General features: G+C 69.2%; 22 protein-coding genes. 21 read left to right on the forward strand and 1 reads right to left on the reverse strand.

What is annotated here, in order from left to right; genetic code table 11:
• Positions 1-17 precede the first annotated feature (17 nt).
• The 3 genes from C1877_RS06920 (at position 18) to C1877_RS06930 (ending at position 2,701) form a co-directional block, all read left to right on the forward strand.
• Positions 18-1,592, forward strand: coding sequence for a PASTA domain-containing protein (locus tag C1877_RS06920; protein WP_244909811.1), 1,575 nt, complete (start codon positions 18-20; stop codon positions 1,590-1,592).
• A gap of 5 nt (positions 1,593-1,597) precedes the next feature.
• Entirely contained in the window at positions 1,598-2,371 is a 774-nt protein-coding gene (recO, locus tag C1877_RS06925; RefSeq protein ID WP_114568770.1) for a DNA repair protein RecO, read from the forward strand.
• An 81-nt stretch (positions 2,372-2,452) separates the two neighbouring features.
• The gene (locus C1877_RS06930) at positions 2,453-2,701 is read left to right on the forward strand and encodes a TIGR03905 family TSCPD domain-containing protein (RefSeq protein ID WP_015538748.1); all 249 of its coding nucleotides are present in this window, start codon (positions 2,453-2,455) and stop codon (positions 2,699-2,701) included.
• On the opposite strand, the gene C1877_RS06935 is transcribed toward C1877_RS06930, so the two are convergent.
• A complete protein-coding gene (locus tag C1877_RS06935) occupies positions 2,686-3,504 on the reverse strand; it encodes a C39 family peptidase (RefSeq protein ID WP_227155804.1) in 819 nt (272 codons plus the stop codon). The two genes, C1877_RS06930 and C1877_RS06935, sit on opposite strands and share 16 nt — an antisense overlap.
• A gap of 213 nt (positions 3,505-3,717) precedes the next feature.
• Between C1877_RS06935 and C1877_RS06940 the strand changes: the two genes are divergently transcribed.
• The 18 genes from C1877_RS06940 (at position 3,718) to rny (ending at position 25,142) form a co-directional block, all read left to right on the forward strand.
• Entirely contained in the window at positions 3,718-4,419 is a 702-nt protein-coding gene (locus tag C1877_RS06940) for a response regulator transcription factor (protein WP_227155802.1), read from the forward strand.
• Between the two features lie 63 nt (positions 4,420-4,482).
• Positions 4,483-5,634 (forward strand): sensor histidine kinase, encoded by a 1,152-nt coding sequence (locus C1877_RS06945; RefSeq protein WP_114568772.1) that lies wholly within the window; start codon positions 4,483-4,485, stop codon positions 5,632-5,634.
• A gap of 8 nt (positions 5,635-5,642) precedes the next feature.
• Positions 5,643-6,101 carry a GNAT family N-acetyltransferase gene (locus C1877_RS06950; protein ID WP_015538749.1) on the forward strand — a complete coding sequence of 153 codons (459 nt, stop codon included), beginning with the start codon at positions 5,643-5,645 and terminating at the stop codon, positions 6,099-6,101.
• A 241-nt stretch (positions 6,102-6,342) separates the two neighbouring features.
• A complete protein-coding gene (gene rpsO, locus C1877_RS06955; protein WP_015538750.1) occupies positions 6,343-6,630 on the forward strand; it encodes a 30S ribosomal protein S15 in 288 nt (95 codons plus the stop codon).
• A 272-nt stretch (positions 6,631-6,902) separates the two neighbouring features.
• Positions 6,903-9,155, forward strand: coding sequence for a polyribonucleotide nucleotidyltransferase (pnp, locus tag C1877_RS06960; RefSeq protein WP_114568773.1), 2,253 nt, complete (start codon positions 6,903-6,905; stop codon positions 9,153-9,155).
• A 189-nt stretch (positions 9,156-9,344) separates the two neighbouring features.
• On the forward strand, positions 9,345-10,112 hold the full coding sequence (dapB, locus tag C1877_RS06965; protein ID WP_114568774.1) for a 4-hydroxy-tetrahydrodipicolinate reductase: 768 nt from the start codon (positions 9,345-9,347) through the stop codon (positions 10,110-10,112).
• Positions 10,113-10,221: 109 nt separating this feature from the next.
• Positions 10,222-11,121, forward strand: a complete 900-nt coding sequence (gene dapA / locus C1877_RS06970; RefSeq protein ID WP_015538751.1) for a 4-hydroxy-tetrahydrodipicolinate synthase — start codon at positions 10,222-10,224, stop codon at positions 11,119-11,121.
• Between the two features lie 215 nt (positions 11,122-11,336).
• Complete coding sequence (locus C1877_RS06975) at positions 11,337-13,238, forward strand: ribonuclease J (RefSeq protein ID WP_114568775.1); 1,902 nt, start codon at positions 11,337-11,339, stop codon at positions 13,236-13,238.
• A gap of 94 nt (positions 13,239-13,332) precedes the next feature.
• Positions 13,333-15,885: an FtsK/SpoIIIE family DNA translocase gene (locus tag C1877_RS06980; protein ID WP_114568776.1), complete on the forward strand. Its 2,553-nt coding sequence runs from the start codon at positions 13,333-13,335 to the stop codon at positions 15,883-15,885.
• 13 nt (positions 15,886-15,898) lie between these two features.
• Positions 15,899-17,020, forward strand: coding sequence for a helix-turn-helix domain-containing protein (locus C1877_RS06985; RefSeq protein ID WP_114568777.1), 1,122 nt, complete (start codon positions 15,899-15,901; stop codon positions 17,018-17,020).
• A gap of 349 nt (positions 17,021-17,369) precedes the next feature.
• The gene (locus C1877_RS06990; protein WP_015538753.1) at positions 17,370-17,867 is read left to right on the forward strand and encodes a YajQ family cyclic di-GMP-binding protein; all 498 of its coding nucleotides are present in this window, start codon (positions 17,370-17,372) and stop codon (positions 17,865-17,867) included.
• Positions 17,868-17,875: 8 nt separating this feature from the next.
• Positions 17,876-19,201, forward strand: coding sequence for a 30S ribosomal protein S12 methylthiotransferase RimO (gene rimO / locus C1877_RS06995; protein ID WP_114568778.1), 1,326 nt, complete (start codon positions 17,876-17,878; stop codon positions 19,199-19,201).
• A gap of 8 nt (positions 19,202-19,209) precedes the next feature.
• The gene (gene pgsA, locus C1877_RS07000) at positions 19,210-20,466 is read left to right on the forward strand and encodes a CDP-diacylglycerol--glycerol-3-phosphate 3-phosphatidyltransferase (RefSeq protein WP_114568779.1); all 1,257 of its coding nucleotides are present in this window, start codon (positions 19,210-19,212) and stop codon (positions 20,464-20,466) included.
• Between the two features lie 284 nt (positions 20,467-20,750).
• The gene (gene recA / locus C1877_RS07005) at positions 20,751-21,809 is read left to right on the forward strand and encodes a recombinase RecA (RefSeq protein ID WP_015538754.1); all 1,059 of its coding nucleotides are present in this window, start codon (positions 20,751-20,753) and stop codon (positions 21,807-21,809) included.
• A gap of 1 nt (position 21,810) precedes the next feature.
• Positions 21,811-22,539, forward strand: coding sequence for a regulatory protein RecX (locus C1877_RS07010; RefSeq protein WP_114568780.1), 729 nt, complete (start codon positions 21,811-21,813; stop codon positions 22,537-22,539).
• Between the two features lie 164 nt (positions 22,540-22,703).
• Positions 22,704-22,985: a type II toxin-antitoxin system RelE/ParE family toxin gene (locus C1877_RS07015; protein WP_231847689.1), complete on the forward strand. Its 282-nt coding sequence runs from the start codon at positions 22,704-22,706 to the stop codon at positions 22,983-22,985.
• 3 nt (positions 22,986-22,988) lie between these two features.
• On the forward strand, positions 22,989-23,291 hold the full coding sequence (locus C1877_RS07020; protein WP_015538755.1) for an XRE family transcriptional regulator: 303 nt from the start codon (positions 22,989-22,991) through the stop codon (positions 23,289-23,291).
• 318 nt (positions 23,292-23,609) lie between these two features.
• On the forward strand, positions 23,610-25,142 hold the full coding sequence (gene rny, locus C1877_RS07025) for a ribonuclease Y (protein ID WP_015538756.1): 1,533 nt from the start codon (positions 23,610-23,612) through the stop codon (positions 25,140-25,142).
• The last annotated feature ends 5 nt before the right edge of the window (positions 25,143-25,147 follow it).

Here is a 25,147-nt window from a genome sequence, read left to right on the forward strand (position 1 = left end):
CTTCGCGAGGGAGACGCATGAGCATGATCTGTCCGAACTGCCGATCAGAGAACAAAGAGGGCGCGAAATTCTGCAACGAGTGCGGGTTTCCGCTGACCGGGCGCATGGCGGCCGTTGCCGCCGCGTCCACGAGCGACGACACGCTGCGCTCGATCGCCGCCGAGGGGGCCGCCGCGCCCCCGGACGATGCCGCGGTGGCCGAAGGGGTAAGGGGCGGGGCGCCCGCGGAGGATGCGTCTACGACGGAGGAAGCCGCCGAGGCCGGCGACCCCGCAGACCCCGCTGCCGCTGCCGACGCCCAAGCGCTCACCGGCAACAGCTTCGAGCCCTCTGCCGCCCCCACTGCCCGCCCGCAGGGCTCGGGCCCTCTCGACCCGGCGAAGCTGCCGGTCATCGGGGTGGCGGGCGTCGACGTGGACGAGGACGGCAACGAGTTCGACTTCGGCGACATCGACGACGCTCCCGCGGCGGGCAAGGGCCGGCAGGCGGCCGCGCCGAGCGCCGCAGTCACGGCGGATCTCTCGGGCCTGGACGAATGCCTGGTGGATTCCGGCTACACGCCGCCCGCGGCCGCATGGCGCTCGGGCGACACCATGGAGATGCCCCGCGTCGAGGGCAAGGCCGCGCCGAAGCAGAAGGAGTTTCGCGCGCCCGACCCGCGCGAGAAGAAGCACGGCCGTGGCCGTGTGGTCGCCATCGTGATCGTGCTGCTGGTGGCCGCGGCCGCCGCCGCGGCGGGCATCACGTACCAGATGGAGCTCTGGGGCGGCAAGGTGGTCCCCGACGTGGCGGGCATGACGCAGGCCGATGCCACCTACCAGCTGGAGGGCAAGGGCTTCACCGTCCGCGCCACGCAGGTCAAGTCCGACGAGACGGAGGGCCTCGTGCTGCTCACCGATCCCGGGTCCGGCGGGCGCGCCGAGGAGGGCTCCGAGGTGGTCATCCACGTGGCCGTGCCGCGCATCGTCCCCGGCGTGGTGGGCAAGACGCGCGACGAGGCGGCGAAGCTGCTCGAGGCCGAGGACTTCGCGCGCGTGACGTTCGCCGAGGAGAAGTCCGACACGGCCGAGGGAACGGTGTTGTCGGTGACCCCGGAGGCTGGCGAGAAGGCGAAGGCCTCCACGGACATCACCGTGACGGTGGCCGTGCCTTTCACGGTGCCTGACGTGGCCAACCAGCCGCTCGATGCCGCGAAGGCCGCCCTGCAGGAGGCCTCCTACGTGCCCGAGGTGGCGTACTACTACACCGAGGACGTGCCCGAGGGCACGGTGGTGGGCACGAGCCCCGCCGCGGGCGAGAAGCTGGCATCGGGCTCCTCCGTCACGGTGAACGTGGCCATGTCGCGTGCGAGCGTGCTCGTGCCGGCAGCGAAGGACTACCTTTCCAGCATCGGCACGATCTCCCTGGGCGGCACGACCTACGAGATCGTCTCGGTCGACGACGTGAAGTACACCGGTTACAACCAGACGTCGTTCACCGTGACGGCGGCGGCCGTGACCACGCTTGACGGCGAGACGGTGCGCGGCTCGGCCAAGCAGAAGAGCGGCACCATCGTCTGGGACGACAGCGACAACGTCGTGAGCATCTCCTAGGCACGATGGCCAGCGCGACGTACACGGCGCGCGCCATCGTGCTGCGCAAGACGAAGCTGGGGGAGAGCGACCTCATCGTCACCCTGCTCGCCCAGGACGGCTCGCAGGTCCGCGCCGTGGCGAAGGGAGCCCGCAAGCCCTCGAGCCCGTTCGCCGCGCGGCTGGAGCTGTACTCCTCGGTCGACCTGCTGTGCTCGGAGGGCCGCAGCCTCGACATCGTGAAGGAGGCGCGCATCGCCTCCTCCCACGAGCGCCTGCGCCGCGACCTGGAGCATGCGGCCTGCGCCGCGCCCATGGCCGAGCTCTTGGACCGCGTGACCCAGGAGGGGCTTGCGAACCCCCGCCTGTTCGCGCTCACCGAGGCGGCGCTCGACGCGCTCGACGGTGCCTTGGCGCCGCAGGCCCCCGCCGTGTGCGCGGCGCACCTGCTGAAGGCGCTCGCATTCTCGGGGCTGCGGCCGAGCCTGTCGTCGTGCGCCGTGTGCGGGGCCGACGTGCCAGGCGGTGCGGATGCGGGGACGGTGGTGCCCCTGTCCTTCTGCGAGGGCGGCGTCGTGTGCCCCGCCTGCCGCCCGTCCGTGGAGGCCCAGGGCGTGCCGGCCGCGGCCGTGGCCTGGTGCAGGGCGCTCATGGGGTCGACGTTCGCCGAGATCGCAGAGCTCGACGTCCCCCCGTCCGCATCGTTCGCCGTGCTGCGCTTCTGCCAGCAGTGGGCGCACGAGCACGTGGGTGCGAACCTGAAGTCGCTTAACTTCCTGTTCACCTGCGGCCTGTTCTGAACCGCGAACGCGTTACCCGGCACGGCCGCCGCCGGGGCGCGCACCTGCAAGGCGGCGGCCTGCGAAGAAGGAGAAGGAACCATGCATACCTACACCCCGCGCGGCGTCTGCTCGCGTGCCATCAGCGTGGAGCTGGACGGCGACCGCGTGTCCCACGTGGAGTTCGCCGGCGGCTGCGACGGCAACCTCAAGGCCGTCTCGAAGCTCGTCCGCGGCATGGCGGTGGACGACGTGGCGGCCCTGCTGGAGGGCAACACCTGCGGCCGCCGGTCCACGTCGTGCGCCGACCAGCTCGTGCGCGCGCTGCGCTCCGCTCAGGCGGCCGAGTAGGCCCAGAGGTTGCGGCACTGACGCAGCACCGTGTCGAAGTCCCAGGTCTTGGCCGTGCGCTCGGGGCTGTTCGGGTCGCGTATCTCAAGGCGGCCGTGCTCGTCGATCCCCGCGAGCACGATGAAGTGGCCCGTGCTGGTGAAGTCGCCGGGTCCCATGCTGCAGATCACGGGCCGCCCCGCCACGAGAGCGCGGCGCACCGACAGCTCGTCGGCGGGCAGCTCCTCGGCGGAAAGCCCCAGCTGGGCGGCGCCTTCGGTCATGAAGGCCCAGGCCGTGCCGTCCGAGGAGGCGCATCCCATCCGCTCGGACAATGCGCCGGCGTCGGCAGGGGAGAGGTCGCTTCTGCCCGTGAGCGCCACGTACGCCATGGCCAGGCACGTGGGGCCGCAGCCGGTCACCCCGAACGCGTCTCCGCCGTAGAGGGCCTGCGACCAGGCGGGGTCGCGCTGGTAGAGCGCGGGGACCTCGCCTGCGCGCCAGGCGCTGCGGGGCGTGCTCTGCGGGGCGTCCGGGGCGCCCGCGCCGGCGGCCGTCCCGCCGCCCGCGAGGGCCGAGAGCGTGCCGACGGCGTACCAGCCCGCCCCGGCGAGCGCGGCCGCGAGCGCGACGGCCAGCGCCGCGCGCACCGCGAGGGAGCGGCGCCTGCGCGCCGCGGAGGGGGCCGGTGCGCGGTAGGAGGTGCGCGAGTAAGCGTGCGCGCCCTTGCGCCCCACGGGCGGCATCGGCGCGGTGGCGGAGGCGCGCACCGCGCGGCCCGCCGGCCGCCGATGCGCCGTGCGGTACGAGTTCGTGTACGTCATGGGCGCTTCCTTTCCTCGGTTCCTCCCTCCCAGTATCCCCAAGCAACGCCCCCGCGTCCCTTGAGAACCGTCTACGGATCCCTTATGTTTTCCTTAATAATGCCTCTCCTTGCGCCGTGGGCGGGGGCGGGGCGATACAATGGCCGCAAGGAGAAGCGAGGGCCGCGCGGCGGCCCGGCGCCCGGGAGGGCGCGGGACGGCGAGGAGCGGGGCGTGGCGGAGAAGAAGCTCATAGCGGTGTGCGACGACGAGGCGGCCATCGCCGATCTGGTGGCCCAGCTGCTCGCCCAGGGCGGCTTCGAGGCGCGCACGTTCTACGCGGGCGCCGACCTCGTGGCCGCGGCCGGGCGCGAGGCGTTCGACCTCGTCGTCCTGGACATCATGATGCCGGGCATGGACGGGTTCGCCTGCTGCCGCGAGCTTCGGCGCACGAGCTCGGTGCCCATCATCTTCCTCACCGCCAAGGACGAGGAGATCGACAAGGTGGTGGGCTTCGAGCTGGGGGCGGACGATTACGTGGTCAAGCCCTTCAAGCCGCGCGAGCTCGTGGCCCGCGTGCGCGCCCGCCTGCGCCGCAGCGCGCCGCCGGCAGAGGGCGGCCGTGCGACCGGCGCCCAGCTGCTCGAGGCGCGCGGCGTGGCGCTGGACGAGGAGGCGTACGCGGCCACGCTCCACGGCGAGCCGCTCGCGCTCACGCCCAAGGAGTTCGCCATCCTCGCGTGCCTGCTGCGCGCGGCCGGCCGTCCGGTGGCGTCGCGCGATTTGTTCGAGGCCGTGTGGGGCGAGGAGGCGAACGCCCAGTCCAACAACACGGTCATGGTGCACATACGCCACTTGCGCAAGAAGCTGGCCGCCATCGACTCCTCCCAGGAGTTCGTCGAGACGGTGTGGGGCGTGGGCTACAAGCTGGGATAACGGCGACGACGCCGCCTGGACGGCCGGCGGCGGGTGCGGCGGATGAGAGGGAAGGGACGCGCGATGGACGCGAGCGGATTCAGCCAGGCGAAGCAGGACCAGACGAGACGGTTGTCGAACAGCGTGCTGCGGCGCACTCTGGTGAACGTGGTCGTGTTCGCCGTCGTGTACCTGGCGCTGTTCCTCGGCTTCATGAACACGCTGGGATCGAGCCTGTCGAACCTCGCGTACAACCTCGTGGGCCAGAGCTACTGGATGCACACGGCCATCGCGAACCTGTTCCTCGTGTGCGTGGCCGTGGGGTTCATCGTAGGAATCGTGCTGGTGGTGCGCTCGGGCATCAACCGGGCGCTGCGCTACTTCGACCTGCTGCTCGACTCCGTGACCGATGTGCTGGCCAAGAGCGAGGGCCCCGTCGTGCTGCCGAGCGAGCTCGCGCCCACGGCGCTGTTCTTGAACGGCATCAAGGCCGAGGGCGAGCGCAGCGAGCGCGCGGCGAAGGCGGCCGAGGAGCGCAAGAACGAGCTCGTGGTGTACCTGGCCCACGACATAAAGACGCCGCTCACGTCCATCATCGGCTACCTGACGCTCCTAGAGGAATCGCCCGATTTGCCGGTTGACGTGCGGGCGCGCTACACGGGCATCACGCTGGCGAAGGCGTACCGCCTGGAGGAGCTGCTCGACGAGTTCTTCGAGATCACGCGCTACAACCTGCAGACCATCCCCATCGAGCGCTCGCGCTTCGACGGCGCGCTGTTCGTGAGCCAGGTGATCGAGGAGTTCTACCCGCTGGCCGAGGGGCGCTCCCTCTCGCTCGTCTTCGACGGGCCGGACGAGCTGCCCGTGTTCGCCGACGCGGGGCGGGTGGCGCGCGTGCTGAACAACGTGCTGAAGAACGCCGTGGCCTACGCCGACGCGGGCACCGAGGTGCGCGTGCGCACGGGGCTCGTCGTCGCGCCGGACGGGTTCGTGTGGTGGGAGCTCACCGTCACCGACCGCGGCCGCGAGCTGTCGCCCGAGCACCTCGAGCGCATCTTCGAGAAGTTCTTCCGCGCCGACGCCGCGCGCGGCTCGGACGGGGGCGGCGCGGGGCTTGGGCTCGCCATCGCGCGCGAGATCGCGCGCGCCCACGGCGGCGACATCTACGCCACGAGCGACGCGGGCCTCACGTCGTTCACCGTGTGGATCCCGCAGGGACCGAGCGTGGGGAAGTGAGGAGCGCTATGCCCGCCATCGAACCCTACCAGCCCCATCTCGCCGCGCCCCTGCGCGCCTTCCTCGCGCGCTGCCTGCCCGAGTCGGGGCGCACGTTCGACCCGGAGGGACGCCATGCGCACCTGCTCGACGTCGAGGCGGCCTACGAGGCCTTCTGGTGCCTCGTCGAGGACGGCGCCGAGGTGGTGGTCGGCTGCGTGGGCGTGCGGGCGCTTTCCGAGGACGTGTGCGAGCTCAAGACGCTGTTCGTCTACGAGCGCCTGCAGGGCCAGGGCTGGGGCCGGCGCCTGGCCGAGCAGGCCATCGGCCTCGCACGCTCCCGGGGCTTTCGCGCCATGCGCCTCGACACCATCTCCACGTCCGCGAACGCCATCGGCCTCTACCGGCGCCTCGGCTTCCGCGACTTCGACCGCTACGACGACAACCCGCAGGCCGACGTGTTCATGGAGCTGGACCTGGCGCGGTAGCGCCGCGGGCGCACCGCGGGCGCGCGCAATGTGGGAAACCTGTGGGTGAGGCCCCGGGCGCTTGCCCGCCCCTGCGGCATCGCCTACAATAGGCAGGCTGCGAAAACGCAGGCACTCTTCGCTTGGTCCGCATGTCTCACCGCATGCCCACCCAGAGGGGAGCGCAACGAGCGCAACCGCCCAGGCCGGGCGGGGGCGATGACGAGGCGGCGCGCGAGCGCGCCCAAGGAAAGGTGGAACCATGGCCGACAAGCTCAGCATCACGAAGGAGCGCACCGCGGAGCTCATCAAGGAGTTCGGCAAGGGCGAGGGCGATTCCGGCAGCCCCGAAGTGCAGATCGCCATCCTCACGGAGCGCATCCGCAACCTCACCGAGCACCTGAAGGTGCACAAGAAGGACAAGCACACGCAGCGTGGCCTCATGATGCTCATCGGCAAGCGCCGCGGCCTCTTGAAGTACGTCAAGAACCGCGACATCGAGGAATACCGTGCCCTTATCAAGAAGCTCGGCATCCGCGACAACATCTAGCACGAACCGGGAGCCCGCACACGCGGGCTCCCGCGCATAGGTGGCGGCGGGGACCTGCCGGACGAGCCGCCCGCCGCCCTCCGCGTGCCGGAGGGACGCCGTCCTTCGAGGACGGCGGGGAAAGGACAGCCGGAAGCGCTCAGCTTCCTTCTGTATAGAGCGGTCGGAAGCGCAAGGGCGCTTCTGCTCGCGGCCCGCCCGCAGGGAGCGGACGGCGCCGAAGAAGCTTGGCCGCACTAGGGCGTCCAAGGCGAAGAGAAAGAAATGTGCATATGGAGAAAATCGTCGAATCCTTCGAGCTGTACGGGAAGCAGTACCGCTTGGAGACGGGCGAGCTGGCCAAGCAGGCGACCGGTTCCGTGGTCGTCACGCAAGGCGACACCACCGTGCTGGTCACGGCGGTCATCGGGCAGGAGAAGGACTACGACTTCTTCCCGCTCACGGTCGACTTCATCGAGAAGATGTACGCCGTCGGCCGCATCCCGGGCGGCTACCTGAAGCGCGAGGCGCGCCCGTCGGACAAGGGCACGCTCACGGCCCGCATGGTGGACCGTCCCATCCGCCCCGGCTTCGTGGACGGCTTCAAGCGCGAGGTGCACGTGGTGTGCACGACGCTCGTGGTGGACAGCGTGAACCCGCCCGACACCATCTGCGTCATGGGCGCGAGCGCCGCCCTCATGCTGGGCGCGGCCCCCTTCGACGGCCCTGCCGCCTGCGTGCGCATCGGCCGCGACATCGAGACGGGCGAGTTCATCGTGAACCCGACGTTCGAGGAGTCCGAGCACTCCGACCTGGAGCTCACCATCGCCGGCACGGCCGACTACATCTCCATGGTGGAGGCGGGCGCCGACGAGATCTCCGAGCAGGACATGCTGGCCGCCATGGCGTTCGGCCAGGAGGCCATCGCCGCGTTCTGCGAGGTGCAGCAGCGCTTCCTCGACCGCGCGAACATCCAGCCGGTCGAGTGGCCCGTGCACGTGGCCGACCCGGCCATCGCGGAGCGCGTGGCCCCGTTCATGGACGAGATGTCCGCCGCGCTGCACGACGCCGACAAGCTGTCGCGCATGGGCAAGGTGGAGGAGCTCAAGGAGCGCATCAAGGCCGAGCAGTTCTCCGACGAGGAGCGCGCCGCCTGGAAGGGCGACATCGCCGCCGAGCTGAAGAAGCTGGAGAAGAAGGCCATGCGCGCCATGGTCATCGCCACCGGCGAGCGCGCCGACGGCCGCACGCCCGAGGAGATCCGCCCGCTCTACATCAAGCCCGGCTACCTGCCCCGCGTGCACGGCTCGGGCCTGTTCCAGCGCGGCCAGACCCAGGTACTGTCCGTGGTGACGCTCGGCATGCTCAACGAGTGGCAGCGCCTCGACACCATCGACCCCGCCGAGGGCAAGCGCTACATGCACCAGTACAACTTCCCGCCGTACTGCACGGGCGAGGCGGGCCGCATGGGCGCGCCGAAGCGCCGCGAGATCGGCCACGGTGCGCTCGCCGAGCGCGCGCTCATGCCGGTGCTGCCGGACGAGGACGAGTTCCCCTACGCCATCCGCGTGGTGAGCGAGGTCCTGGAGTCCAACGGCTCCTCGTCCATGGCCTCCACCTGCGGCTCCACGCTGGCCCTCATGGATGCCGGCGTGCCCATCAAGGCGCCGGTCTCCGGCATCGCCATGGGCCTCATCAAGGAGGGCGACGACGTGGTCATCCTCTCCGACATCCAGGGCATCGAGGACTTCCTCGGCGACATGGACTTCAAGGTGTGCGGCACGGAGAAGGGCATCACCGCCCTGCAGATGGACAACAAGGCCCGCGGCCTGTCCGTCGAGATCCTGGCCCGCGCGCTCGCCCAGGCGAGCGAGGGCCGCGCCCACATCCTGGACGCCATGCTGGAGACCATCGAGGCGCCGCGCGAGGAGCTTTCCGAGTTCGCGCCGCGCATCGAGACGATCCATATCCCGGTGGACAAGATCCGCGACGTCATCGGCAGCGGCGGCAAGGTGGTCCGCGGCATCCAGGAGGAGACGGGCGCCCAGATCAACATCGAGGAAGACGGCACCATCCACATCGCCGCCATCGAGGGCCCGGCCGGCGAGGCCGCGAAGGCCATGATCCTGGGCATCGTGAAGGAGCCCGAGGTGGGCGAGCAGTTCGACGGCGAGGTCGTGGGCATCAAGGACTTCGGCGCGTTCGTCAAGCTGACGCCGGGCAAGGACGGCCTGCTGCACATCTCCCGCGTGGCCAACGGCCGCGTGGCCTCCGTGGAGGACGTGCTCGCGCTGGGCGACGTGGTGAAGGTGGAAGTGCTCGAGGTGGATCCGAAGACGGGCAAGATCTCGCTCGACCGCCTGGACAAGCCGGACGCGCCCGAGGGCGCGGGCAACGGTGGGGAGCGCCGCGAGCGCAGCGACCGCCCGCGCCGCGAGGACCGCGGCGAGCGCAGCGAGCGGGACAACCGCCCCGGCCGCAGCAACCGCAGCGGCAATGGCAACGGTGGCAACGGCCGCACGCCGCGCCGCCGCCACGAGGGCTAGCAACGACAAGGAGGCCGCAGCGATGCGGCCTCTTTTTTCCTCCGGGGGCGAGGCGGGGGGGGGCGTTCCCATCCCCCCGCCTCGCCCCTCCTGCCGTCCGCCAAACGGTGCCGCCGGGGTAACGATGCGCCTTTCGGTCGGGTTCGCGTGGTAGGATGTTCCAAACCGTGAACGAAAGGCAGGAATCGCATGATCAGAGTAGCAGTGTCGGGGTGCGCGGGCCGCATGGGCGCCACCGTCGTGGAGGCGGTGGGCGCCGCGCCGGACATGGAGGTGGCCTGCGGCATCGACCCGCACGGGCAAAGCGGGGCGTTCCCCGTGTTCGCCAGCGTGGCCGAGGCGCTCGAGGGCGCGGAGTTCGACGTGCTCGTGGACTTCACGCAGCCCTCCGTCGTGGCGGGCAACCTGCGCGCGGCGCTGCCGGCGGGCGTCGACTGCGTGGTGGGCACCACCGGGCTCTCGAACGCCGTGCTCGAGGAGCTGGCCGCGCTCGCCCCTGCGGGCACGTGCCTGTTCTACGCGCCGAACTTCACCACGGGCGCCGTGCTCATGATGGAGTTCGCGAAGGCCGCGGCGCCCTACTTCCCGGAGGCCGAGGTCATGGAGTTCCACCACTGCAACAAGAAGGACGCCCCCTCGGGCACCGCGGTGCGCACCGCCGAGATCATCTCCGCGGCGCGCGGCGGGCGCGCGAGCGAGGCCCCCGGGCGCGAAACGGAGATCGAGGGCGCCGAGGGCGCGCGCGGCGCGCTCGTGGAGGGCGTGCCGGTGCACTCCATACGCTCCATGGGCTACGTAGCCAGCCAGGAGGTCGTGTTCGGCTCGCTCGGCCAGACGCTCTCCATCCGCCACGACTCGTGGGACCGCGAGTCCTACATGCCGGGCGTGCTGCTGGGCATCCGCAGCGTGGGCGAGCGGTCGGGCCTGATTGTAGGTTTGGAGAACTTCATGGCATGAGCGCGGCGCGAGCTTCCGCACATGGCATAATAAACGTTTGTACGATAGGCAAGGTTCGGCGCGGCGGATGCCATCCGCCCGCCGCCGTGCAGTGAGATGAGGAGTCAGCATGTCGCAAGAGCCCCGTTTCGGCCGCATGATCCCGGCCATGGTCACCCCGTTCGACGAGAACCGCGAGCTCGACGTGGACAAGGTCCAGGCTCTCGCCGCGCGTCTTGTGGACGGCGGCAGCGACTCGCTCATCATCAACGGCACGACGGGGGAGAGTCCGACCGTGTTCTATCCGCAGAAGATCGAGCTCTTCCGCGCCGTGGTGGAGGCCGTGGGCGACCGCGTGCCCGTCATCGCGAACGTGGGCGACAACTGCACGGCCGACACGGTGGACTTCGCGCGCGAGGTGGCGGAGCTTGGCGTAGACGGCTTCATGTGCGTGGTGCCGTACTACAACAAGCCCCCGCAAGAGGGTATCTACCAGCACTTCCGCACCATCGCGAACGCGGTGGAGCTGCCCATCATCCTGTACAACATCCCGGGCCGCTGCGTGGTGAACATGGAGGCCGAAACCACGCTGCGCTTGGCGCGCGAGTGCGCCAACGTCGTGGCCGTCAAGGAGGCGTCGGGCAAGCTGGACCAGGTGAAGGCCATCGTGGAGGGCGCGCCGGAAGGCTTCGCCGTGTACTCGGGCGACGACGCCGCCACGTTCGACATCATGCGCCTGGGCGGCGCCGGCGTCATCTCCACCATCGGCAACGTGGCTCCTGCGCGCATGAAGGAGATCGTGGATTTGTGCGCGGCGGGCGACTGGGAAGCGGCCGCGGCCGCGAACGAGGCGCTCATGCCGCTTATGAAGGGCCTGTTCGAAACGTCGAACCCCATTCTCGTGAAAGAGGCGCTCAAGCTCTTGGGCTTCCCGGTGGGAGGCGTGCGCCTTCCGCTCGTGGACGCGACCCCCGCGCAGTCCGAGCGCTTGGCCGCCATCATGAGGGAAGTCGGCGTGCTGGACGCGTAAGGCGCGTCCGAGACTGACAACGCAAGGTTGCGTCGCCCCGAGGGCGGCGCTGCAAGACAAACCGCGACGAGCGGGCGCGCCCCTATCGGAGCGCCCTGCCCGCAGGACCGTCCGTTCGGGCGGCTGCGGCAGAAGCGGAGCCGAGGCGAAGCCGGGACCCCCGGCTCTTCGTCTATGCGCACCCGATCGCGCAAGACCGGAAAGACAAGGTATTTATGGAACAGCAGAACAACCAGCGCTCCGAGCGCCGTTCGCAGGAGCAGTCCCGCAACGGCCGCGGCGGGGGCAACGGCAACGGCGCCAAGGGCGCCGCGCGCGGCGACGAGAAGAAGACGCGCTCCTACAAGCACGTGCAGCTCGAGCATCGCCGTCCCCAGCTCTCGAAGGCGGGGCAGGGCCAGCAGCGGCAGGGCGGCCAGCAGAACGCGCGCCGCGCCAACTTCAGCTCGCCGAAGAAGGACCCGAACGCCACGCTCAAGATCATCCCGCTCGGCGGGCTCGATGCCATCGGCAAGAACATGACCGTGTTCGAGTGCAAGGGCGACATGATCCTGGACGACGCGGGCCTCATGTTCCCCGATGACGACCATCCGGGCATCGACCTCATCCTGCCCGACTACACCTACGTGCTGGAGAACGCCGACAAGCTGCGCGGCATCATCATCACGCACGGCCACGAGGACCACACCGGCACGCTGCCGTACCTCATGAAGGACCTTGACCGCCAGATCCCCATCTACGGCACGAAGATGACCCTCGGCCTCATCGAGGGCAAGTTCGCCGAGCATAAGATCAAGAACGCGAAGCTCATCGAGATCAAGCCGGGCGACCAGGTGAAGCTCGGCTGCTTCACGGCCGAGTTCTTCGCCGTGAACCATTCCATCCCGGGCGCGGTGGGCGTGTTCTTCCAGAGCCCGGCCGGAAACGTGCTGCACACGGGCGACTTCAAGCTGGACCAGACGCCCATCGACGGCGTGACCACCGACTTCGGCGCGCTCGCCAAGTTCTCCAAGACGGGCGTGGACCTCATGATGAGCGACTCCACGAACGCCCAGAACCCCAACTTCACGCCTTCCGAGGCGGAGGTGGGCAAGGAGCTGCGCAAGATCATCTCGCAGGCGCGCGGCCGCGTGATCATCGCCTCGTTCGCCAGCCACATCCACCGCATGCAGCAGATCTGTGATGCCGCGCGCGACAACGGCCGCAAGGTCGTGGTCACGGGCCGCTCCATGATCCAGAACACCGACATCGCGCGGCGCCTGGGCTACCTGAACATCCCCGACGAGGACATCGTGGACGCCTACGACCTGAAGGGCATCCCGCCCGAGCAGGTGGTCATCATGTGCACCGGCAGCCAGGGCGAGCCGCTCTCGGCGCTGGCCCGCATCGCCAACGGCGAGCACAAGACCATCGACCTGGAGCAGGGCGACACCGTCATCATCTCGGCCACGCCCGTGCCCGGCAACGAGAAGGCCGTCACACGCGTCATCAACTCGCTGGCGAAGATCGGCGCCGACGTCTACGACAAGAAGCGCGCCATGGTGCACGTCTCCGGCCACGCCGGCGCCGAGGAGCTGAAGCTGGTGCTGTCCATCGTGCAGCCGAACGCGTTCATGCCCGTGCACGGCGAGGCCACGCACCTGCGCGCCCACGCCAAGCTGGCCGAGGCGACCGGCGTCCCGGCCGAGAACGTGTTCATCTGCGAGAACGGCGAGGGCCTGGAGCTTTCGAGCAGGGGAGTGAAGCGCGGCGAGACCGTGCAGAGCGGCATCGTGTTCGTGGACGGCCTGTCGGTGGGCGACACGTCGCAGGACGTGCTCGACGAGCGCAACGCGCTCGGCTCGCAGGGCTTCGCCTCGGTGGCAGCCGCCATCTCGTCCAAGCGCAAGGACGTGGTGGGCGAGGTGCAGGTGGAAATGCACGGCATCACGGGCGGCGACGACGACTACCTCGTGCGCGAGGCGCGCTCGACGGTGAAGAACGCGCTCAAGCGCCAGCTGGGCAAGGGCGGCGGCCAGAAGGAGCTCAAGAAGGCCGCGCGCGACGCGCTGCTCTCGCTTCTGTGGGAGCGCACGAAGCAGCGCCCCATGGCCATCGTGAACTTGCTCGAGATTTAGGCTATAATGGCCGCATGCGCCCGCGCGCATGCGGCTCTCCGGCCGCGCAACCGAACCAGAAACGCACCCTAAACGCAGCAAAAGGAGCTGGGCCGTGGCCCGTCAGTCAGCACCCGCATCGAACAAGTCGAAACCGTCCTCCTCCGCCAAGCCGAAGGGCAAGGCGGCGTCGCCCGCCGAGAAGAGCGCCCGCAAGGGGGGTGGGAAGGCCGCCCAGGCAGCCCCCGCCGCAGACGGGCACCTCATCGACGAGCGCACGCGCCGCGACATCACGGGCGTCGCGTTCGCCGTGGCGGCCGTCGTGCTGTTCGTGGCGGCCGTCATGCCCACGAGCGCCGTGGTCACGTCGTTCGTGTCGACGGCGCTGCACCTGACGCTCGGCCTGGGCGCCTACCTGCTGCCGTTCTTCCTGCTCGTCATCGGCGCGAGCTTCCTCGTCCGTTTCGATCGCGAGCGCGTGCCGGCGCGCGTGTCGGTGGGCCTCGTCATGATACTGGTCGCCGTGCTCGTGCTGCTGGCGCTGTTCACGCCCCTTGCGCCCGGCGAGGAGGGCGCGCCGGCGGCGCTCTTCGAGCCCGCCCAGCTCTCCGCGCGCGGCGGCTACGTGGGCGCCGGCGTCGCCTGGGTCGGCTTCACGCTGTTCGGCCAGGTCATATCGTGCATCATCATGTTCGGCGTCATGGCGGCCGGATTCGTGGTCATCGGGTTCTCGCTCTCGAAGCTCATCGAGCGCGTGCAGGACAAGCGCGCCGAGGCCGAGGACGGCGCGGAGGTGCTGGGGGCCCCGGCCTACGCCCGCGTGAAGAAGGCCGGGGAGGCGGGCGGCTTCGTTCCGCTCACGGCCGGGGAGGGCGCTGCGCCCACGAGCGTGCTGCCCCGCGCTAAGAAAGGACGCCGGGGCGGGGACGCCGCATCCGGCGACGAGGCGAAGGGCAAGCCGAAGCGCGCCTCGTCCTCGCTCGACACCCAGGTCATCGGCGGGCGGCGCGCACCCTTCGATGCGCCCGACGCCGTGGAGCAGCCCCTGACGCGCAAGCTCGGCCGCGCGCGGGCCGCGGCCGACGCCGAGAAGAAGGCCCCCTCTCCCAAGGCGTCGTCCGCGGCCACGCCGCTCGCCACCCCCCGCCCGGCGGATGGCTTCGAGCTGCCCCCCTTCGACATCCTGGCCACCAGCACGTCGGCCAAGAAGGACAAGGCCACCGACGCCGAGCTCACCGAGACGGCGGCCTGCCTCCAGGAGACGCTCGAGAGCTTCACCATCATGGCCGAGGTCGTGGGCTGGGTGGCCGGGCCCACGGTGACGCTGTTCAAGGTGGACCTGCCCGCCGGCGTGCGCGTGAGCCGCATCACGGCGCTCGAGCAGGACATCGCGCTCGCGCTGGCAGCGCCCGGCGTGCGCATCTTCGCGCCCATCCCCGGCACGAACTACGTCGGCATCGAGGTGCCGAACCGCACGCGCCAGACGGTGCTTCTGGGCGACGTGCTGAAAGACGCCCCGGCCGGGCCCTTGCAGGTGGCCATCGGCAAGGACGTGGAGGGACGCTCCATCGTGTCGGACCTAGCCAAGATGCCCCACCTGCTCATCGGCGGCACCACGGGATCGGGCAAGTCGGTGTCGGTGAACGCCATGATCATGTCCATCCTCATGCGCGCCACGCCCGCCGAGGTGCGCTTCATCATGATCGACCCCAAGCGCGTGGAGTTCACGCCCTACAACGGCATCCCGCACCTCTACGTGCCGGTGGTCACCGAGGCCCGCGAGGCCGCGAGCGCGCTGTCGTGGGGCGTGGCGGAGATGGAGCGGCGCTTGAAGGTGTTCTCGAAGGTGGGCGCCCGCAACATCGGCCAGTACAACGCGAAGGTGCAGGCCGAGCAGGCCACCATCGAGCAGGCCGAGCAGGCGGGCAAGGAGCCGCCGGCCGCGGAGCTGGGCGACGAGCTCCCCTACATCGTCATCATCATCGACGAGCTGGCCGACCTCATGATGAACGTGGGCAAGGAGGTGGAGTTCTCCATCAGCCGCATCGCGCAGCTCGCGCGCGCGGCCGGCATCCACCTCATCGTGGCCACGCAGCGCCCGTCCACCAACGTGGTCACGGGCCTCATTAAGGCGAACATCACGAACCGCATCGCGTTCAACGTGGCCAGCGGCATCGACAGCCGCGTCGTGCTGGACACGCCGGGCGCCGAGCGCCTCATCGGCCTGGGCGATCTGCTCCTGTCGAAGCCCGAGTACGCCAAGCCCCAGCGCATCCAGGGCTGCTACGTGTCCGAGGACGAGATCAACGCCGTGGTGGAGCTGCTCAAGGCGCAGGGCGAGCCCGAGTACCACTCGGAGATCCTGCAGACGAACCTCATCACGCTGGGCGCGTCGCAGCCCGACGGCAGCGGCGGCTCGTGCACGTCTGACGACCCCCTCGTCTGGGAGGCGGCCGAGATCGTGGTGTCGAGCGGCCTCGGCTCGACGTCGAACATACAGCGGCGCCTGAAAGTTGGCTATTCGCGCGCCGGGCGTATAATGGACATGCTCGAGGAAAAGGGCGTCGTGGGACCGCCGAACGGCAGCAAGCCCCGCGAGGTCCTGGTGGACGCCATGGAGCTGGAGACGTTGAAGGCGTTCGAGGCGCAGGACTCAAGCGAGGAGTGACGACGTGGCACAGATGACATTCGGAACGGTTTTGCAGGAGGCCCGCGAACGGAAGGGCCTTGATCTGTCCACGGCGGCCCGGCGCCTGCGCATCAGGCCCGACATCCTGCGCTCCATCGAGGAGGACGACTTCGCGCGCATGCCCCCGCGCGGCTACACACGCAACATGGTGAACGCCTACGCGCGCCTCCTGGGGCTGAACCCCACCGAGATCACCCGCATGTACCTGGACGAGGCCTACGCCTACCAGGTGGGCCGCGCCCGCTCGGACGTGCGTCCGAGCGGCTTCGACATGGGCGGCACGTCGCGCACGAAGCGCTCCGGGGCCGCGCGCCCGGCACCGCACGAGGAGCCCGAGGAGCGCGTGCCGCGCCAGAACGCGTTCGGGCGCACGCTCTACGACGACCGCACCTCCTACACGCGCCCCGACTGCGGCCGCGGGGCGGCCCCGGCAACCGGGGCGCGCCTGTACTCGGAGGACCGCACGCACACGAGCCGCCACTCGGCGCTGCCGAACGGCCACTACACGAACTTCTACGCAGGCCCCAAGGCTCCGAGCGGCGTGCAGTCGAAGCTGCCGTTCGTCATCGCGGGCGCGGTCATCCTCGTGGTGCTGATCGTCGTGCTCGTGTTCGCGTTCGGGGGCAAGGGCGGCGGCGAGGAGGACCTGCCGGCCGTGCCCGTGACGGGCATCGACGACACCACCCAGGGCGAGGGCGACGAGGGCTCCCAGGAACCCGTCGCACCGCCTGCGCCGGTGGCGCCCACGAGCGCCAAGGTCGTCTACGAGGTGGCGTCGGGGCAGTCGGTGTACATGGATATCTACGAGGACGGAAGCATCACCTCGGGCGGCACCGTCGACGGGCCTGCCAAGAAGGAGTTCGACGTCACCGGCACGTTCAAGATCGTCACCTCGAATCCTGGCGGCGTGACCGTCACCGTTGACGGGACGAAGCTCGAGCCGACGGGCGACGAGAGCACCGGCATCAACTCGTTCAGCGTGGACTTCCCGGCCATCCTCGAGCAGTGGAAGGCCGACCACCCGACCGCCGGCACGACGGGAACAAACGGCACGACGGGAACGGGCGCATCCGGCACCGGCGCGACGGACGGCACGGACACGCCGGCCGCCTAGCCTCCCGGCCAACCGCAAACCAGCTTGCCGGCCTCTCCAATCCAGCCGGCCGAGGACGCTCGCCCGATGGCGGCCGCCCCGGCGCATTCGACCAACCTCCAAGGTTGACCGCGTGCGCCGGGGCGGCCGTCTTTATTCTCACGCCTTCGGCCGGCTGATGAAGAAGAGAGAACCGCATGTTTTTCGCGCTTCGCAATTCGCCGGCCGGCAAGAAGAGAACCGCTCCCTTCGCGCTCTGTGGAACTCGCCTGCAATCGCTGCGCGGGCGGGACGAAATAGGGTATGCTGGTCGGAAACGAAAAACGAGGCGGCCCGCGCGCTTGGCGGGCCGATGAGGAAGGGAGCACCCATGGCGAAAGAGTGCAGCTTCGACGTCGTGTCCACGGTGGACATGCAGGAGGTCGACAACGCGTTCCAGCAGGCGAAGAAGGAGCTTGCCCAACGCTACGACCTGAAGGACTCCGGCGCCGAGATCACGCTCGACAAGGCGAACAAGGCCATCACGGTGGCCGCCCCGGCGGAGTTCGTGGCCAAGCAGGTCATCGACGTCATCGCCTCGAAGCTCGTGAAGCGCGGCATCGATTTGGGCTCCGTGAAGTGGGGCGAGGCGCAGCCGGCCGCCGGGCAGAGCGTGCGCCAGACGGCGAGCATCGTCGAGGGCATCGACAAGGACACGGCCGGCAAGATCAACAAGGACATCAAGGCCACCAAGCTCAAGGTGAAGGTGCAGATCGAGGGCGACAAGCTGCGCGTGTCGAGCACCTCCCGCGACACGCTCCAGGAGGTTATCGCCTTCCTGAAGGGCCAGGACTACGGCCAGCCGCTCCAGTACGTCAACTACCGCTAGGCCGCGCGGTGGGCAACGAGAGGGCGCGCGGGGGCGAGGGCCGGAAGTCCGTGGCGTTCGTCACGCTGGGATGCGCCAAGAACGAGGTGGACACCGAGCACATGCGCGCCCGGGCGACCGCGGCAGGCTACGCGCTAACGGACGACCCCGAGGCGGCCGACGCCATCGTGGTGAACACGTGCTCGTTCATCCAGGCGGCCACCGAGGAGAGCCTCGAGGCGATCTTCGAGGCGGCCGACCTGCCGAACGTGCGTGACGGGGGTGCTGCGCTCGTCGTGGCCGGCTGCATGCCGGCGCGCTACGGCGAGGACCTCGAGGCCGAGCTGACCGAGGCAGGCGCCTTCGTGCCGTGCTCGCACGAGGACGACATCGTGCTCGTGCTGGCCGACGTCATCGGCGAGGCGTCGCCCGGGGCGGAGGGCGCGCCCGCGCGCGGCGTGGCAGGCGAGCGCGGCCCCGTGTCGGCCTATGTGAAGATATCGGACGGCTGCGACCGCTTCTGCTCGTACTGCACCATCCCGTACATCCGCGGGCGCTACCGCAGCTTCCCGCTCGACGACGTGCGCGCCGAGGTGGCCGCCAAGGTGGCGGCCGGCGTGCGCGAGATCGTGCTCATCGCCCAGGACACGGGCCGCTGGGGCACGGACTTCGAGGAGCCCTCGACGCTGGCCGCGCTCGTGGGTGCGCTGGCCGAGGAGCATCCCGGCACGTGGTTCCGCGTCATGTATTTGCAGCCCGAGGGCTTGACCGACGAGTACCTGGAGGCCGTGGCCGCGCACCCCAACGTGTGCGACTACTTCGACATCCCGCTGCAGCACGTCGACGCGGGCATCCTCCGGGCCATGAACCGCACGGGATCGCGCGGCGAATTCGAGGAGCTGCTCGCACGCGTGCGCCGCCGCATCCCGGACGCCACGCTGCGTACGACGCTCATAGCGGGCTTCCCCGGCGAGACGGACGGCCAGTTCGAGGAGCTGTGCGCCTTCGTGGAGGATGCCGGGTTCGATTACGTGGGCGTGTTCCCCTACTCGCGCGAGGAGGGAACGCGCGCGTTCGACCTGCCGGGCCAGGTGGACGAGGACGAGAAGGCCGACCGGGCCCAGCGCCTGCGCGACGTGGCGGACGCCGTGTGCGCGCCGCGCGTGGCCGAGCGCATCGGACGCACGCTCGACGTGCTCGTGGAAGGGCGCGAGGAGGACGGGCAGCTGTTCGGCCGCGCTATGTGCCAGGCCCCCGAGGTGGACGGCGTCACCTACCTCGAGGACGGCGAGGTGGGGCAGGTCGTGCGCGTGACGATCGGGGACACGCTGCTCTACGAGATGGAAGGTGCGTGACCAGGCCCATGGCCCCAACCGACCAGGCGAAGCCGACGTCGACCGACAAGCTCATGACGCCCGCCAACATCGTCACGCTCGCGCGCATCTGCCTCGTGCCGGTGTTCGTGGTCGTGCTCATCAGCCCTTGGCCGCAGTGGCTGGGGCTGCCGCAGGTGGCCGACGACGCGAAGAGCCTCATCGCGGCCGGCATCTTCATCCTCATATCGTGCACCGACTGGCTCGACGGCTACCTGGCCCGCAGCCGCGGCGAGGTCACGGACTTCGGCAAGTTCATGGACCCGCTGGCCGACAAGATACTCGTGGCCGCGGCGCTGCTCGCGCTCATCGAGCTGGGGTCGCTGCCCAGCTGGGTCGCGCTCGTCATCCTGGCGCGCGAGTTCATCGTGTCGGGCGTGCGCATGGTGGCCGCCAGCGAGGGCGTGGTCATAGCGGCCAGCTGGTACGGCAAGTTCAAGACCGTGTTCCAGATGGCCGCCATCGTGCTTTTCTGCGTGAAGGACTCCTACATGGTGGGCAGCTTGAACGCGGCGCTCTCAGACTGGCTGTGGCTTCTGAGCTGGGGGGTGATGATAATCGCGCTCGTGCTGACCGTGGTGTCCATGCTGGACTACATCGCGAAGGCCCGCCATCTCATCGGGTTCGGGCGCAAGCCCAAGGGCGCGGCGGCGGACGGCCTCGGAAGCATCCCCACGGCCGAGGGGACGGCCCCTGCGGAGGACGCGGCGGGGGAGCCCCGGCCGCTCACGGGCGCCGAGGCGGCCTCCATCGAGCCCGAGGCCCTCGATGCCCTGGCGCGCCGGGTGCTCGGGTCCGCGCGGCGGGCCGGGGTGCGGCTCGGCACGGCCGAGAGCCTTACCGGAGGCCTGGTGGCCGCCGCGCTCACCGGCGTGCCGGGCAGCTCGGAAACGGTGCGTGGCGGCGTGGTGAGCTACGTGAACGACGTGAAGCACGGGGTTCTGGGCGTGCCGCGCGAGACGCTCGAGCGGCATGGCGCGGTGAGCGCGGAAACGGCCCGCGCCATGGCTCAGGGCGCGCGGCGCGACCTGGGGGCCGACATAGCGGTGTCCGTCACCGGCATCGCCGGTCCGGGAGGCGCCGAGCCGGGCAAGCCGGTGGGCACGGTATGGGTCGGGCTGGCCGATGCGGAGGGCGCCGAGGCGCGTCTGCACGAGTTCCCGGGCGATCGCGCCCAGGTGCGCCTGCTGACCGTGCGCGCCGCGCTGGAGCGCCTGGAGGAGGCCTTGGAGGGCGCGGACGCGTGATCGGGGCCGGGCGTGCGGACTTGCCGCGTTTCCGCTGGATTCGCGCTGGAAACGTGCAAGGTCCCCGCGGCGGGCGCGCAAGGTTCCGGCAAGGTTCGCACGGTTGCCGCGTATGATCCGCGCAAGGTTCCGGAGGCTTCCCGACGGTCTTTTTCCGGTTCCCGCGCAAGGTTGCGGCAGTATGCTTTTCCCGCAGCGAATCGCGCTGCAAGTCTTGACAGACAAACATATGTACGCATAATAGAAGAATGACGAAAAGCCGCTACGCCGGGGGAAGAAGGACCATGAACGACGAAAAAGCGAAGATGCTCAAGCTCACGACCGACCAGATCGAGTCGAAGTTCGGGCAGGGATCCATCATGAAGCTCGGCGAGGACGGCAAGGAGCTCAACATCGGCGTGATCCCCACGGGAGCGCTGCCGCTCGACGCCGCGCTCGGCATCGGCGGCGTGCCGCGGGGCCGCATCATCGAGGTGTACGGCCCCGAGTCGAGCGGCAAGACCACGCTCGCCCTGCAGATCCTCGCGGAGGCCCAGGCCATGGGCGGCATCGTGGCGTTCATCGACGCCGAGCACGCGCTCGACCCGGTGTACGCGGCGCGCCTGGGCGTGGATATCGACGAGGTGCTCATCTCCCAGCCCGACACCGGCGAGCAGGCCCTCGAGATCTGCGACATGCTCGTGCGCTCGGGCGCCATCGACGCCGTGGTCGTGGACTCCGTGGCCGCGCTCGTGCCCCGCGCCGAGATCGAGGGCGAGATCGGCGACACCACGGTGGGCCTGCAGGCGCGCCTCATGTCGCAGGCCCTGCGCAAGCTGGCGGGCTCGCTCTCCAAGTCGAACACCACGTGCATCTTCATCAACCAGCTGCGCGAGAAGATCGGCGTCATGTTCGGCAACCCCGAGACCACGACCGGCGGCCGCGCCCTCAAGTTCTTCTCCAGCGTGCGCATCGACATCCGCCGCATCGACTCCATCAAGAAGGACGGCGAGATAACGGGCAACCGCGTGCGCGCCAAGGTCGTGAAGAACAAGGTGGCCCCGCCGTTCAAGCAGGCCGAGTTCGACCTCATGTACGGCGAGGGTATCTCGCGGGAAGGGTGCATCGTCGACATGGCGGTGGAGGCCGGCGTGGCCAAGAAGAGCGGCGCGTGGTACACCTACGGCGAGGAGCGCCTGGGCCAGGGCCGCGAGGCGGCGAAGCAGACGCTCAAGGAGAACCCCGACCTGCGCGAGGAGATAGAGCTCAAGGTGCGCGAGGCCTTCGAGATCCCCGTCATCACCCGCACCGCCGACGAGGCTGACGCGATGTCCCCCGTGGCGAAGCCCGCCAAGAAGAAGTAGCATGCCCGACGCCGCCGAGGTGAGGGCGCGCCTGCGCGCCCAGATAGCCGCTATCGAGGCATCGCCGTCCGCCTGCAAGGGGGATGCCGGCCGCGAGACCCCCTGTCCCTCCCCTGAGGATGCGCAAGTCTTACGTGGGGCGCTCCACCCCTCCTGCGAGGCGCTCGATCCCTTGCAGGAGGAAGATGACCTGTGCGCCGCATCCGGCAGCCTCGCGCGCTCGCGCGGAGGCGGAGTCCCGCCAGCGGCGTCGGTTGAAGCCTTGGCTGCGGACGACGCCGAGCGCGCCTTCCGCAAGATCGAGCGCCTCGCTCTCGCACGCGAGCAGGCCTCGGCCGCGCTGCGGGCACGACTCGTACGCGAGGGGTTCCCGCCCGAGGCGGCGGATGCCGCCGTGGGCCGCGCGCTCGCCTGCGGGCTCGTGAACGACGCCCGCTACGCCGAGGTGCTCGTGCGCAGCCGCCTGTCCCAGGGCCGCGGCGCCCAGGGAATCGCAGCCGAGCTCGAATCCCTGGGCATCGACGCGTCCGTCGTGCCCGGCTGGCCCGAAGAGTTCGCGGTCGACCACGAGAGCGAGGTGGCACGCGCCCTCGCGCTGCTCGACCGCAAACCTCCCCGCGCGAAGAACAAGCGCGACGCCGCGTACCGCCGCCTCGCCCAGAAGGGCTTCGGCGCCTCGGTCGCCTCCACCGCCGCCCGCATTTGGAGCGAGGGGAAGGAGCGCCAGTAGCGGTGGCATCACTCCGCGCTTTCACGCTTGACACCATAAGGAATACCTTATACTATACGGTTGATCTTATACGGAGGATCGATGGGCTGGCATGTTGATATCGACTTGACAAGCCTTGGCTCGATACCCAAGATCTCGTCACGGTTTCCTGCATAGAAGCGGCGATCGAGGAACTTGAACGTAAGGGCCCGAGTCTTGGCAGGCCGCTGGTGGATCACATCAAGGACTCCAAGCTTTGCAATATGAAGGAGCTTCGCCCTGCATCACCCGGGAGATCGGAAGTCCGCATTCTGTTTGCCTTCGATCCGAAAAGACATGCGATCATGCTTTTCGCCGGCGACAAGTCGTCCGGAGAGAAAAGCCGCGAGAAATGGAATGGATGGTACCGATCCGCCATTCCCTTGGCGGAGAGACGGTATCGCGAGCATCTGGGACAATTGGAGTGAACGATGGACATTCACGAGTATGCTATCAAGCGCGGTGTCACCGAGGAGATGCGCGATCAGGCTCGTCGTATTACTCAGGCCAAGGTCGATGCATACGACCTTGCCCAGGCGCGCAAGGAGCGCGATCTGACCCAAAGGGAGGTTGCAGCCAAGATGGGCGTCTCCCAATGCCGCGTATCTGAGCTCGAGGCCGGTCGGCTGGCTACGATGCGCGTCGATACGCTGTCGCGTTACATTGCAAGCCTTGGCAGAAAACTTGTTCTCAGCGCTGAATGGCCCGACAAGACCATTCCCTTGACTCTCTAAAACTCCAAAATCCGACACTCTATTGCGGACCTCGCTACGTTGTGTGCATGCAACGAGGTCGGCAGAACTCAAAACCGCCTATCGACCTCGTTTTCCGCTATTTTTCTGACAGGACTTCACCAAATGGGGAACAAGCCTTATCATGTGGTATAGCTTGAGTGAGACGTACCCGATAGGGTATTTCATATAGATACAATTCCATATGATCGCCCCCGTATTGCGTGCTCTTCGCTCATGCCCGGTTCATGGAACCGGCCTTTTTATGTAAACCGAGCAATATGAACAACGCATATCCGAACCAAAACGAAAGGGGGAGGCATGCCCGAGATCATCTGGCTGCTCATCGGTGCCGTGATAGGCATCGCCCTCGGCTTCGTCGGTGCCCGCTTCCTGGCCAGCTCGTCCGCGAAACGTGCGGCGCAAGAGGCCGAGACCGTGGTGGCCGACGCGAAACGACAAGCCGAAACACTGCGCCGCGAGGCCATCGTCGAAGCCAAGGACGAGGTCCTGAAGCTGAAGCAGGAGGCCCAGGCCGAGAACAAGGAGCGCATGCGCGAGGTGCGCGCCGCCGAGAACCGCGTGTCGCAGCGCGAGGAGTCGCTCGATCGCCGCGTGGAGTCGCTCGATGCCCGCGAGCATCAGATATCGTCCCAGCAGGGCCAGCTCGACCGTCGCGAGCGCGACCTCGAGGAGGCCGCCCGGGAGATCAACCGCCGCCTGGAGCGCGTGGCCGGCATGACGCCGGAGGAGGCGAAGGCCGAGCTGCTCGACACCCTCAAGGACGAGGTCGTGCACGAGTCCGCTGCCATCATCCGCGACTCCGAGGCCCGCACGAAGGCCGAGGCCGACAAGAAGGCCCGCTCCATCCTGAGCCTGGCCATCCAGCGCGTCGCGGCCGACCACTCCGCCGAGAACACGGTGAGCGCCATCCATATCCCCTCCGACGACCTCAAGGGCCGCATCATCGGGCGCGAGGGCCGCAACATCCGCTCGTTCGAGCAGCTCACCGGCACGAACCTCATCATCGACGACACCCCGGAGTGCGTGACCATCTCGTGCTTCGACCCGGTCCGCCGCGAGATCGGCCGCGTGACCATGGAGAACCTCGTGGCCGACGGGCGCATCCATCCGGCGCGCATCGAGGAGATGTTCGGCAAGGCCGAGGCGTTCGTGAACCAGCGCGTGCAGGAGGCGGGCGAGCAGGCCGCCTTCGACACGGGCATCCACGACCTGCATCCCGAGCTCGTGCGCACGCTCGGCCGCCTGCGCTACCGCACCTCCTACGGCCAGAACGTGCTGAACCACTCGCTCGAGGTGGCCTACCTCTCGGGCGTCATGGCCGCGGAGCTCGGGCTCGACCCCATCCCGGCCAAGCGCGCGGGGCTCTTGCACGACCTGGGCAAGGCCGTCGACCACGAGGTCGAGGGCAGCCATGCCGTCATCGGCGCCGACCTGGCGCGCCGTTTCGGCGAGAAGCAGGACATCGTCCATGCCATCGAGGCGCACCACAACGACGTGGAGCCCTCGAGCGTGCTCGCCGTGCTCGTGCAGGCCGCCGACGCCGTGTCGGCCGCCCGCCCCGGCGCCCGCAAGGAGACGCTCGACGCCTACATCAAGCGTCTCGAGAAGCTCGAGGAGATCGCCAACTCGTACAAGGGCGTGGAGCGCACGTACGCCATCCAGGCCGGCCGCGAGGTGCGCGTGATGGTGGAGCCCGAGGTGGTCGACGAGGCCGCCACGACCGTGCTCGCCCATGACATCGCGCACCGCATAGAGAACGAGATGCAGTACCCCGGCCAGGTGAAGGTCGTGGTCATCCGTGAGAGCCGCGCGGTCGGCGTCGCGAAGTAGGGCGA

The sequence above is a fragment of the Gordonibacter pamelaeae genome, assembly GCF_003340385.1.
Lineage (GTDB): Bacteria > Actinomycetota > Coriobacteriia > Coriobacteriales > Eggerthellaceae > Gordonibacter > Gordonibacter pamelaeae.